The organism is Thalassococcus sp. (assembly GCF_982780845.1).
Map to the genome: position 1 here is coordinate 113,578 of NZ_CEYADA010000003.1, position 12,220 is coordinate 125,797.

Annotated in this window: 8 protein-coding genes and 1 pseudogene; 5 read left to right on the top strand and 4 right to left on the bottom strand. The window is 56.1% G+C overall.

Annotated elements, in window-relative coordinates:
* Positions 1-1,083, top strand: a pseudogene (locus tag AC4FIA_RS04640) (hypothetical protein); the annotation flags it as partial.
* 56 nt (positions 1,084-1,139) lie between these two features.
* On the opposite strand, the gene AC4FIA_RS04645 reads toward AC4FIA_RS04640, so the two are convergent.
* From AC4FIA_RS04645 to AC4FIA_RS04655, 3 genes are all read right to left on the bottom strand, one after another.
* The gene (locus AC4FIA_RS04645; RefSeq protein ID WP_160006701.1) at positions 1,140-1,796 is read right to left on the bottom strand and encodes a Hint domain-containing protein; all 657 of its coding nucleotides are present in this window, start codon (positions 1,794-1,796) and stop codon (positions 1,140-1,142) included.
* A gap of 521 nt (positions 1,797-2,317) precedes the next feature.
* Positions 2,318-4,846, bottom strand: a complete 2,529-nt coding sequence (locus AC4FIA_RS04650; RefSeq protein ID WP_490364901.1) for a hybrid sensor histidine kinase/response regulator — start codon at positions 4,844-4,846, stop codon at positions 2,318-2,320.
* A gap of 75 nt (positions 4,847-4,921) precedes the next feature.
* Positions 4,922-5,434 carry a putative pterin-binding protein gene (locus AC4FIA_RS04655; protein WP_490364902.1) on the bottom strand — a complete coding sequence of 171 codons (513 nt, stop codon included), beginning with the start codon at positions 5,432-5,434 and terminating at the stop codon, positions 4,922-4,924.
* A 368-nt stretch (positions 5,435-5,802) separates the two neighbouring features.
* On the opposite strand from AC4FIA_RS04655, the gene AC4FIA_RS04660 reads away from it, so the two are divergent.
* Positions 5,803-6,435 (top strand): response regulator, encoded by a 633-nt coding sequence (locus AC4FIA_RS04660; RefSeq protein WP_234994646.1) that lies wholly within the window; start codon positions 5,803-5,805, stop codon positions 6,433-6,435.
* Positions 6,436-6,534: 99 nt separating this feature from the next.
* Positions 6,535-7,227, top strand: coding sequence for a transcriptional repressor LexA (gene lexA / locus AC4FIA_RS04665; protein WP_490364903.1), 693 nt, complete (start codon positions 6,535-6,537; stop codon positions 7,225-7,227).
* On the opposite strand, the gene AC4FIA_RS04670 is transcribed toward lexA, so the two are convergent.
* Positions 7,221-9,272 (bottom strand): ComEC/Rec2 family competence protein, encoded by a 2,052-nt coding sequence (locus tag AC4FIA_RS04670; protein ID WP_490364904.1) that lies wholly within the window; start codon positions 9,270-9,272, stop codon positions 7,221-7,223. The genes lexA and AC4FIA_RS04670 overlap by 7 nt on opposite strands.
* Positions 9,273-9,350: 78 nt before the next feature.
* Here AC4FIA_RS04670 and gltX point away from each other — a divergent pair, with 78 nt between their 5' ends.
* Positions 9,351-10,757, top strand: a complete 1,407-nt coding sequence (gltX, locus tag AC4FIA_RS04675; protein WP_490364905.1) for a glutamate--tRNA ligase — start codon at positions 9,351-9,353, stop codon at positions 10,755-10,757.
* A gap of 96 nt (positions 10,758-10,853) precedes the next feature.
* The gene (locus AC4FIA_RS04680) at positions 10,854-12,149 is read left to right on the top strand and encodes a citrate synthase (protein ID WP_103908539.1); all 1,296 of its coding nucleotides are present in this window, start codon (positions 10,854-10,856) and stop codon (positions 12,147-12,149) included.
* Positions 12,150-12,220 lie beyond the last annotated feature (71 nt).

Below are 12,220 nucleotides of genomic sequence, written 5' to 3' on the forward strand. Positions count from 1 at the left end.
GCTGAGGCTGAGGCTGAGGCTGAGGCTGAGGCTGAGGCTGAGGCTGAGGCTGAGGCTGAGGAAACGACCATTGACACAAATGAGGGTCAAGCCGATGTTGAGTTAACTGGTCCCGAATTGGAGGGGGCGATCGCTGACAACGATATCGATGCGGAACAATTCACGGTCGCTGATATGTCGGCAGCTTCTGATCAAGAAACAGTCACGGCAGAGAGTGTCGACGCGTCGGAGCCATTCAAAACGGACGAAAGCACGCAAACGCTGCCGGAGGCCGACGACCACGCAGATCAACCTGAAGACATTGAAGTTGGCAATGAGTCAGATGAGATGGTCGCGTTTGAGCAGGATGTTGAAACAACTTCAATTCCTGACGACCAAATGCCCGAGACAGAACCTGAAGCTATCGAAGCCTTGGCGGAACAGGCCGAGCCAGAAACGACCTCTGTGACGCCAAAGGAAGACGAAATATCGGCCGCAATCGATGACGCGCCGTTTTTTGATGAGGAGCCAGAAGCAGAAGACCATTCGGACAGCCCGCCACTGGACGCGACAGAGGTTGCAATCGATGCGGAAGAACGCCCCATTGGTGATGCCGATCCGCTCGCCGCCACGCCAGCAGAAGACACGAGAGCGACTTCTAATGAGAAAACACACGACGAAGCTGCGGAACCCCAGAAGGCGCCCACGCATGAATTTCCGACGATCTCGCCAGAGGAAGAGGAATTCGACAGCCGCCTTGCCGATCTGGTCCGCAAGGTCGAAGCGAAGCGCAAGTCGCGGGAAGCGTCCGCGACACGCGTAAAATTCACGGACGCGCGCTCGACCGCGTCAGAGGACGACGGACCCAAGGACGACTTTCTGGATTTCATGAGTGCGCCGACGCCCAACGACCGCAAGTCACTGCGAGCCGAAGTGAAGACGCCAGAGCCACAAGACCCAGCGGAAGAGAGCGTCGACGTTGAAAGCGAGCCGGCCCCTTCTGATGAAGCCGACTTCTCTGATTTCATGAGCGGCGGGCGCAAGTCAGCCCCGACCGGAGGTATTCCGGGGGCCGCCGGACTAGACCCAAAGGACGTCGAGTAAATGAAAAAGCGGCGCCGGTTTTACCGACGCCGCTTTTTTATTTGTGCAAAACTCGATTAGTTGGCTGGGGTTTTATCAAAGCCCAGAACCCGCAGCGCCAAGGGAACCTGACGACCTGTCAGAACAGGCCAGCGGAAATGCCCCCCTGCGCGGCCCGGTACGCTGAAATGCAGACCATCGGAAACCAGTGCGGAGGACTGTTCAACGCAGACTTCGAAGACATGCAGCGGAAGGCCGCGCTCTTCGACAACGATGGACCCGCCATTGACCAGATCAACCGCTTTGATCGCGACATCCGGTGCACCGAACAGATCGGCAAAACGGGGATGCGAGAAGATCAGCTTTTGATCGCCCGTAACCCAAGCGGTGCTGGGATTGCCCAAAGCACCGGCCGTGATGCGCACAAGAGCGGAGTCTTCTTTCATCCACGCCAGAAGTTCGCGGACCTGAATAACCTTTTGGAACCCAAGCTTGGCCGTGCAGACGAAGTCGCCTGCCTTCAACTGGGTGACCGGCGTCAGGCGCGACGGGGTGCGGACAAGAACCGAAGAGCCCAGAGCCTGCGCTGTGCTGGTGGCGATTTGCGGCGGCGCGAGATCGTCGTGATCAATCGCGTCATATGTTTCGTTCTGAGCGATCGAAGACTTGCGCGACACCACACTGCCTACGGCATCCGTGATAGAAAACAGCGCATTTACCAGCGATGGTGTCAAAGTCGGCAATCCCGATTGGTCTGTATTCGTCAAGCTGTGATTACGCGGCATAGAAACCCCCAAGTAACATTTCGCGTTCATTTATCGGTGTGCGAGAGGCCGTTTGGCGGACCCGCTGTGGAATTGTGCCTGCATTCTTCGTGCCAAGATCGCTTTGTTGAGTGGGTCATTAAGCCAACGCCAAAACGCTCAGAAAAAAGAACAAGGAAACTGCTAAAAGGCGGGTGACCTGAAACGGGGTCTGCGACGTCGCCGCATAAGCTTGGTTCTGTGCAGAATTCGTAGACCGCTTCATGGAAATGCCCTTTCACAAACGCACTCAAAAGTTGCGCGCTGAGATGAGGATAAGACCGCGATGGGTTATTACCTACATGCGGACGGTCTGTATAAAGGGGCGATATTGCTGTCTTAAGGTGGACTTAGCTCTTTCGATACAAGCCCAGTCGCACAGGATAAAAATTCTACCTATCTACTATAGATGGAATAGTCCGTAGGGATATCACGCTAATATGACCGGCGAGTCAGCCGTTATAAGTCCTTTGCTGGGATGCCCATGACAAGAGCGCTGATTCACTCTTCTTCCAGAGCGGTTTCAGGGCCTCGATTTCCGAATTGGACACCAGCGCCCCATTCTTCTTTTTGCCCTCGATCCCGTAAAGGGATTCCCGCAGACTGGTCAGACCGAAGCTTGCGCAGCTTCCGGCGAATTGGTGCACGACAGCCGCCAGTTCCGGATCGTTTGTAGACATCCCCATCAACCTGTCGGTTGTGGCGCTGCCTTCGGCGCGCAATCGGTTGATCAGGGTTTCGACCTGTTCGAACCCCAATGCACTTGCCAGTGCCTCAAGCTGCGACGGATCGAAATACGGCAACTTGGTTCCGTTCTGATGCGCGACCTTGTCGCTTGTAATCACCGCATTCGAATAGGCGACTTGCGCCAGAATACGCTTCAACGCGTTTCGTTCGATGGGCTTTGACAGGCAGTCCTGCATGCCTGACTTTAGAAATCCTTCGACCTCTTCGGGAAGGGCATGCGCTGTCACTGCGATGATCGGGGTGCCGGATGATGCCCCGTCCCCTGCCCTGATCTCGATTGTCGCTGCAACCCCGTCTTTGACCGGCATCGAGATGTCCATCAGGATCAGATCGAACAGGGTCTCATTGGCCAATTCAACGCCTTCTTGCCCGTTTGCCGCTTCGGTCACCTTGTGACCTTCCGAATTCAAAAGCTCGCGCGCAACGAACCTGTTGATCTCGTTATCTTCGACCAGAAGAACCGAAAGCGACCGCTCTCCGGTCGGAGTTGTGATCGGGACTTCGACGTCATCGTTGACCACATCCGAATGATCGACACTGTTGAACGGAATGCGCACCCAGAACAGGCTGCCCTCGCCGGGTTCACTTTCTGCACCGATTTCGCCGCCCATCATGTTCACCAGACGGCGCACAATCCCGAGGCCGAGACCAGTGCCACCGGCCTGACGTGCGTACGAGCTGTCGAGCGTTTCGAAGTCCTGGAAAATCCGTTCGATATCGTCTTCGTCGATCCCGATGCCGGTGTCGATGACACGGAACTCGATCGTTCCAGCCGGAGCATCCATTTCTTCGACTTCGATCTCGACCTCGCCGTTGCGCGTGAATTTCACGGCATTGCTGACAAGGTTCAAAAGGATCTGGCGCAGACGCCGTTGATCGCCTCGCACCCAGTTTCGTTCCGGACCGACCCATGACCAGTTCAGGCTGTCGCCATTTGCTGTCGCCATCGGACGGTTCGTATCCACGATGCCCTTCAGCAAATCCGGCAGCGCAAAGGCGCGGTCTTCCAGCGTCAGCTTGCCTGCTTCGTATTTGGACAGGTCCAACACATCGTTCACAAGGCTGAGCAACAAGCGGCCCGAACTTTCCATCCGGTCCAGAAGTTCATTTTCACGCTGGCCTGTCGATAAGGGCCTCAGCAACTGCATCGTGCCGAGAATGCCGTTCAGCGGCGTGCGCATTTCATGGCTCATTACAGCAAGGAACTCGGACTTGGCCTTTTCCCCCGCCAAGGCGCGGTCACGCGCATCGCGCAGGGCGTCCTCGGCATTTTTCCTGCGCGAGATGTCTCGGATATAGGCGACATACACTTGATCTTCGCCACCGCCAGATCGGTCGATGGAAACCTCAGCTGGGAAATAGATGCCGTCTTTGTGCAGCGACTGGATTTCAAACCGGCGGCTGCCGGCGGGCAAAGGTTTGCCGGTTCCGATGAAATCAAACTTTTCCTTGGTCTCGGTCGGCGAAAAGAGGTCTTTCAGATTTATGGTCGCGGGATCTTGAAGCGCCCCGAACATCGTATCCGCCGCGGGGTTTTGCGTAAGAATACGCCCACGGGAATCCGCCAGTACGATTGCATCCAGCGACGTTTCCACGATGGTTTTCAGCTGTTCGGACGCCTGTTCAACCTCGGCCGCGTGGCGCCGTGCGATGGTATTCATCTGCATCAGTTTGGCCGCAGCGACGATCAGAATGGCCAGCAGGATCATCACAAAGACGGCCAGAATAACCAGCGTCTTCATAACTTCCTGACGACGGTCGCGCGTGTTTTCCGCAAAAGCTGCCAGACCCGCCAAGGTCATTTCACGTGCGACAGGGGTAATTTCGACAGCAGCTTTTTGCAGATCGGGTAACGCGGCAATCAATTGCGGGTCATCGCCGTCAATGATTGGAACGGTTTCCTCTAGAAAGGTCAGAAGCCGCTCTAAAGATCCGGCGAAGTTTGGCGAGTTTCGCAACTGGATGAACGAATTGCCGTAAAGCAATGTCGACATACGGCTATAGAAAACATCAAAGCGACGGCGCAAATTCCGCAGGTCGGCCGGATCGCTGCCATCGGTTTCCAAAGCAAGCCGGTAGCGCAGCAGTTCGACATCTACCTGCGCGACGGTCCATTGGGCGTTGTCCGATGTTGCAGTGCTGATTTTATCGATCTCTTTCGAGATCATCCAGCTGAGGCCCACGACAAATGCCAGACAAACCACTACCGTTGCCGCTAGTAGTTTGACCGACATTAATCGACGCATTACAGCGCGAATTCTTGTGCCAACGGACACCAACGTCTCCCGCGCGATTAAGCACTAATTGTGCTACTCGACGATGATCCGGTCCAATTGCCAGATGCTTCGCGAGTAGATCACTTCGGTTTGATAATTCGGGGAACTGTCGTAGGGATATACGACCCACAACGGGCCTTTATCGCGTACGGACATTTCCTCGCCATTGTTTGAATATGCAACAATCGGACCATTCTCGACCCAGTCTTCCGCCGGGATTTCGACCGAATAGTCGTTAATGGCCGTTGCTTTCAAATTGCTGCCTGTGGCCCCCACCGCGTCCATCAGAACCTGCAAGGAAACACCTTCGAAAGACTGCTTGCCTTCTGTCCAGATAGTGGTCGTCTCGATGGTTTCCGCGCCAAGCGCCTGCAGCATTTCGCGATCGAACGCGGCATCACCATTGGAGGTATTTGAGTTCTCGATTGCGCCGCTGACCGTCAGCAACACAGGACCAGCCGGAGCATCAAGTTCGGCACTGAAACCCATGACCGGCAGAAAAGTTGCGACTGCAAATGCAACGCGCGAAATTACGGTATTAGTCATAGAACCAACCTTTCGATAACGCCGTTCAATATGGCAGGTTAAAAATAGCGCTGCAGTAGAGCATAAGTTGAAAATCAGTATCCATTGGTATAGGTTTTCACGACGCTAAATTCAAATTGCGTGTTAAAACACTGAAACCGATAGACGGGAATCTGCCACAATCCCTATCCTTTTAAATAGAACCTTCAGATACTGCAGATATACTTTGTTCCGGATCAGTGCGCTTTTGCACCAGTTCGTTGGGCTTACGACTGCGGCAAAATCGTAGGTTTGCTTAGGGAAGAAGCATGTTCTATCTTAAGATAAACAGACTGAAAGCAGAAAAGGCGGGTAGTCTAGGCATATGATGACCCTGAGGCGCATTCACAATGACTGAAAGCTCGCAACTGCGCATTCTGGTTGCAGACGATCATGACCTTCTCCGGGACATGCTTCAACTTTATCTCGGAAAAGAACCAGACATATCGGTCGAAACCGTCGCCGATTTCAACGCGGCATTTGAACGGGTCAAGGATGATCCGGTTTTCGATCTGGTTCTGCTTGATTACTCGATGCCCGGCATGACCGGTCTGGAAGGGATGCAGCGCATTCAGGACCTTCCCGGCGATCACCGTGTCGGTATCATTTCCGGCACAGCGACACGCGACGTGGCCCAAGAAGCCTTGGAAAAGGGCGCGGCGGGTTTCGTGCCCAAAACGCTGTCGGCCAAGTCATTGATCAACGCGGTCCGCTTTATGGCGGCGGGCGAACAGTTCACGCCCATTGAATTCCTCCGCGCCCCCGAGCCCGAACGGAACCATCCGCTGGCCCAAAAACTGTCGCGCCGCGAAATGGATGTTCTAAAGGGACTGACCGAAGGCAAATCCAATAAGGAAATCGCCCGCGATCTGGATATCCGCGAACCGACGGTAAAGCTGCACGTCAAAACGTTGTATCGAAAAATTGGCGTGGCAAACCGGACGCAGGCCGCTTTGATTGCCAAGGAACAAGGGCTTTACTGAGTCCGAAAGGCCACATCTGTTCTTGCATCGCTCTACTTTGTTGACACAAAACGAGAACATGAGTAGAACAAAATGCGACAAACTTGAAGGGGTGTCGCAATGCTTACGAAAAAACAGCTGGATCTACTGCACTTTATTCAAAAGCGCGTCGCCCGCGACGGCGTACCGCCCAGCTTTGATGAGATGAAAGAGGCGCTGGACCTGCGGTCCAAGTCCGGCATCCACCGCCTGATCACGGCCCTTGAAGAGCGTGGCTTTATCCGTCGCTTGGCGCACCGCGCCCGCGCAATCGAGATTGTAAAGCTGCCCGATACGCTGGCACCTTCTGGCGCGACCTTTACCCCGAAGGTCATTGACGGTGATCTGCCCGACAGCACACCTGCTGCGGCCAAGTCGATCACGATTGAAGCGACCGAACTGCCCGTGCTTGGCCGGATCGCAGCGGGTGAGCCCATTCAGGCCATCAACGACATCCCGCCGGAAATCGCTGTGCCCAGCCAGATGCTGAGCGGACCGGGCAAGCATTACGCGCTTGAGGTCAAAGGCGACTCGATGATCGATGCGGGCATCAACAACGGTGACGTTGTGGTTATCCGCGAAACATCGCATGCCAGCGACGGCGATATCGTGGTCGCGCAGATCGAAGGTTATGAGGCAACTCTGAAGCGGTTCCGCCGTAAGGGCGACGCGATCATGCTTGAGGCCGCGAACCCAGCCTATGAACCGCGCATTCTGCCGTCCGGATCTGTTTCGGTGCAGGGTCGTCTGGTCGGGCTGATCCGCACTTATTGATCTGTCCGCAACAGTCCGGTGATCCTTTGGTTTTCCGGACCTTCGGGAACATCCCCGTGCCACATGCGAACCCCTTTCCGATGGCGTGCGGTCACCGCGCGCCATTCTTTTTTGTCGCGATACAATGCGACAGCGCCCGTCTGACGCAAGGTCAACGCGTCAAAGATCAAACACCGCAAATTAGGCAGGGTCTGATTGCTGACAACCACCTCGCCCTGATGACAGCCTTCGAAACTTTGAAGGGCACGCTTACCCGATACATGCTGGATGCCTGTATTGTCGGGCCAAAGCGAAGCGGCCTCACTTTGCGAAAGTGCGGAGCCATCATTTTCCAACCAGATACGCGCAGCAAAACCTGCGCCTTTCGCTTTGCTTAGTGCCCTGCCCTGATCCGTCTGAACGCCAACCAGCCCGCCATCATGTGCAATCAAGACATCAGGCCGTGTGGCCCCGCCCCAAATCCAGGCGGCGATCACGGCCGGTGCTATCCCGATCCACCGCAATCTGCCCTGCCACAGTAGGCAAAACAGCCCGGCCATTGCGCCAATGGGCAACACACTTGCAGGTGGCGAAGGCACGAGTTTTACAGCCTCATCCCAACTGCTGACCTGATGGGCGACGGTTAAAATCCAGCTCAGCCCCCATTCCATCGCCCAAAGCCCGATACCTTCCAGTCCGAAAGGCATCAGCAAAGCCGCCAGAACACCTGCGGGCATAACCACAATCCCCATCGCCGGAACTGCGATGAGGTTCGCGATCAAGCCAAACTCAGCAAATCTGTTGAAATGCGCCATGGCGACCGGTGCTGTGGCCAAGCCCGCAATGAGCGAAGACAAAAATACAGCCGCGACAGGGTGCAACACCCGCGGGATTTTCTGCGTCACATCAGAGCGTTGCCATGCACCGAACACAGCGACCAACGCGGTCGTCGCCGCGAATGACATCTGGAAACCAGGTCCCAGCAGCGTCTCTGGCCTGAGGACAAGGACGATAAGCGCCGCCAACGCCAAGGCGCGAAACGACATCACCCGACGGTCAAAGATCACAGCCAAGAGCGCCACGGCCACCATGACGAAGGCCCTCTCGGTCGCGACGTTTCCCCCGGAAAGCCCTAGGTATCCGGCACCGACTGCCAATGCCGCCACCGCAGCCAGCTTTTTTACCGGCCACAAAAGCCCCCAAACCGGAACAAGCAACAAGACAAGGCGCAGGCTGGCGAAAACGAACCCGGTCAAAAGCCCCATGTGAAGTCCGGATATTGCCAACAGATGCGCAAGGTTGCTGTCGCGAAGGGCGTCCAGTGTTTCCCGCTCAATCGCGCTTCTGTCACCCGTCATAATCGCGGCAGCGAAAGCCCCGACCTGCCCTTCCAACTTTGCCTGCACACGTTCAGACAAAGCGTGCCGTGCCCGCGCCCACATCGGCCCGTCAGTCGGCGGCTCTAGGACCAGCGCAGGGATGCGGGTGTAGCCAACTGCCCCGATGCTCTGGAACCATGCATGCCTTTGGAAATCAAAACCATCCGGTTCCGCCGGACCCGGCGATTTCGAAAGATGCCCCGTCATGATCACGCGCATGCCCGGTTCAGGATCAATCCAACGCTGATCACCGTGCAAAGACACACGCACATGGTGCGGCGTTCGATCTGGGGCCATATCCTGTAGCACCACCTGATCCAGCAGCAATCGCGGCTTGTCGCTGGATGATCGGTCAATCGCTATGACACGGCCTTCAATCGGACCGTAATACCGGAACTCGATCAAGGGCGTCGCGACCATTTGCGCCCGAACGCCCGCAATCCCGAAGCCAGCCGCGAAGACCCCGATACAGACCAGACCGATTTGCAACGTTTCGTTTACAAAGCGTCGGGATAAAGCGGCACCTAACGCGACAAAGAACGCAAGCCCGATCAGCTCAGCAGACGGATCAGAGCGAAGTGAGAAGAATGCGCCGATGCCAATGGCAAGGACAACGGGAACCCAAGGAAACAAATGCCCGCGCTGCCGGGCGAGTTCGCTTTCCAGCAGGGTCCAAAGGCGTGGCATGCTTGTTCTTCATCCCCTTGCTGGGTATGGGTGCGCAACGCTAACCGCATCAAGCTTATCGAAAGGTTAAGCAATCCAATGTCTGACCAAGTCATCACCCGTTTCGCGCCGTCCCCCACTGGCTATCTTCACATCGGTGGCGCGCGCACTGCGCTGTTCAACTGGCTGTATGCACGCGGTCGCGGCGGCAAATTCCTGTTGCGGATCGAAGACACCGATCGCGCACGGTCCACACCCGAGGCGACCGAAGCCCTGTTGAAAGGTCTGGCATGGCTGGGGCTGGATCACGACGGCGAGGTGATCAGCCAGTTTGAACGCGCTGACCGTCATGCCGAGGTGGCCCACGAGCTGCTGGCCAAAGGTGCTGCCTATAAATGTTTTGCCACGCAGGAAGAGATTGAGGCCTTCCGCGAAGCTGCGCGTGCTGAAGGCCGTTCTACCCTGTTTCAAAGCCCGTGGCGTGATGCCGATCCAGCAACGCATCCCGACGCGCCTTACGTGATCCGTCTGAAAACCCCGCAGGATGGCCAGACAATCATCAAGGACGAAGTTCAGGGCGAGGTTAAGATCGGCAACGATCAGTTGGACGATATGATCCTGCTGCGCTCCGACGGTACGCCAGTTTACATGCTGGCGGTGGTTGTAGACGACCATGATATGGGCGTGACCCATGTGATCCGCGGCGATGACCACCTGAACAACGCTGCACGTCAGATGGGGATCTACACCGCAATGGGTTGGCCGGTGCCGGTTTATGCCCACATACCACTGATCCACGGCCCAGATGGCAAGAAGCTGTCGAAACGCCATGGTGCGGTCGGTGTCGAGGAATATCAGGTCATGGGCTACCCGGCGGCCGGTATGCGCAACTATCTGGCCCGTCTTGGCTGGAGCCACGGGGATGACGAATTCTTTACCGATGAGCAGGCAAAAGAATGGTTCAACCTTGAGGGAATCGGCAAAAGCCCGTCGCGTCTGGACTTCAAAAAGCTGGAAAACATCTGTGGACAGCACATTGCTGCGGCAGATGATGCTGCGCTGCTGCATGAACTTGAGGCGTTTTTGAAAGCCGCTGGCAAACCCGACCTTACGGAAGTGCAAAAAGACGGTATGCAGCGCGGAATGTACTGCCTGAAAGACCGGGCCAAAACATTCCCGGAACTTCTTGAAAAAGCTGAATTTATCATGGCTTCCCGCCCGATTCAGCCGGACGAGAAGGCCGCAAAGGCATTGGATGATGTATCCCGTGGTATACTGAACCAATTGACGTCGCAGTTGCAGAATGCTAGCTGGTCCCGTGAAGAATTAGAGGCGGCCGCCAACAGCGTCGCCGAAACGAACGGCGTCAAGTTTGGCAAAATGGCAGGCCCCATAAGGGCCGCTTTGGCCGGACGCGCAGTGACCCCGAGCGTATTTGATATGATGCTTGTTCTTGGCCAGCAGGAAAGCCTGCTGCGACTGGAAGAAGCGAGCGCAGGAGAATAGTGGCCCTAAAACGGTCCCCGTTCTTGGCGCTAATAGGATAAGCGCACAATCGGGCCCACCCCGGGCCCGATGTCGTAGCAAACGAAGGGATGAAACATGGCCGATACTCCGAAAACAGCCACGCTTACGATTGACGGACAGTCTTATGATCTGCCCATTTATTCGCCAACGGCTGGACCCGATGTAATCGACATCCGTAAGTTGTACGGTCAGGCAGGAGTCTTTACCTACGATCCGGGCTTCACCTCGACTGCGAGCTGCGATTCGACCATCACATTCATCGATGGCGACAAGGGCGAGCTGCTGCACCGTGGCTATCCGATCGACCAACTGGCCGAAAAATCGCACTACCTCGAAGTCTGCTACCTGCTTCTGTACGGTGCCCTGCCGACAGCTCAGGAACTGGAAAACTTCGAAAACATGGTGACACGTCACACCATGATACACGAACAGATGCACAACTTCTTCCGTGGTTTCCGTCGTGACGCACACCCGATGGCGACAATGGTTGGCGTCGTTGGTGCGATGTCCGCGTTCTACCACGACTCGACCGATCCGTCTGATGCCCGTCAGCGCGAAATCGCGTCGCACCGCCTGATTGCGAAGATGCCGACAATCGCTGCAATGGCGTATAAGTATTCGATCGGTCAGCCCTTCGTGTACCCGCGCAACGATCTGGATTACGCGTCGAACTTCCTGCACATGTGCTTTGCCGTTCCGGCGGAAGAGTACGTTGTTGATCCGATCCTGTCCCGCGCGATGGACCGTATCTTTACCCTGCATGCTGACCACGAACAGAACGCGTCGACATCGACAGTACGTCTGGCGTCGTCCTCGGGGGCGAACCCGTTCGCATGTATCGCAGCCGGCATCGCCTGCCTCTGGGGCCCTGCCCACGGTGGTGCGAACCAAGCCTGCCTCGAGATGCTGAAGGAAATCGGTTCCGTAGACCGCATTCCGGAATTCATCGCGCGTGCGAAAGACAAGAACGATCCGTTCCGTCTGATGGGCTTTGGCCACCGCGTTTACAAAAACTTCGACCCGCGTGCGAAGGTGATGAAGCAGTCCGCAGACGAAGTTCTGGACCTGCTGGGTGTCGAAGACAACCCTGTCCTGCAGGTTGCGAAGGAACTGGAAGCAGCCGCTTTGGCCGATCCGTATTTCGCAGAAAAGAAACTGTTCCCGAACGTGGACTTCTATTCGGGCATCATCCTCGAAGCGATGGGCTTCCCGACATCGATGTTCACACCGATCTTCGCTGTGTCCCGTACCGTTGGCTGGATCAGCCAGTGGAAAGAACAGCTGGGCGATCCGCAGATGAAAATCGGCCGTCCTCGTCAGCTGTATCTGGGCGATACTGCGCGCGACTACACAGACATCGAAAACCGCTGATTTCAGCGATACATCGACGACTGAAAGCCCGGCCAAACGCCGGGCTTTTTCGTTTCCGGCGCGCGTTAACT

Coding starts and splice junctions, on each gene's coding strand:
- AC4FIA_RS04670 (WP_490364904.1), bottom strand. CDS start 9,272: ATGCCACGCCTTTGGACCCTGCTGGAAAGCGAACTCGCCCGGCAGCGC.
- AC4FIA_RS04660 (WP_234994646.1), top strand. CDS start 5,803: ATGACTGAAAGCTCGCAACTGCGCATTCTGGTTGCAGACGATCATGAC.
- AC4FIA_RS04650 (WP_490364901.1), bottom strand. CDS start 4,846: ATGTCGGTCAAACTACTAGCGGCAACGGTAGTGGTTTGTCTGGCATTT.
- AC4FIA_RS04655 (WP_490364902.1), bottom strand. CDS start 5,434: ATGACTAATACCGTAATTTCGCGCGTTGCATTTGCAGTCGCAACTTTT.
- lexA (WP_490364903.1), top strand. CDS start 6,535: ATGCTTACGAAAAAACAGCTGGATCTACTGCACTTTATTCAAAAGCGC.
- AC4FIA_RS04680 (WP_103908539.1), top strand. CDS start 10,854: ATGGCCGATACTCCGAAAACAGCCACGCTTACGATTGACGGACAGTCT.
- gltX (WP_490364905.1), top strand. CDS start 9,351: ATGTCTGACCAAGTCATCACCCGTTTCGCGCCGTCCCCCACTGGCTAT.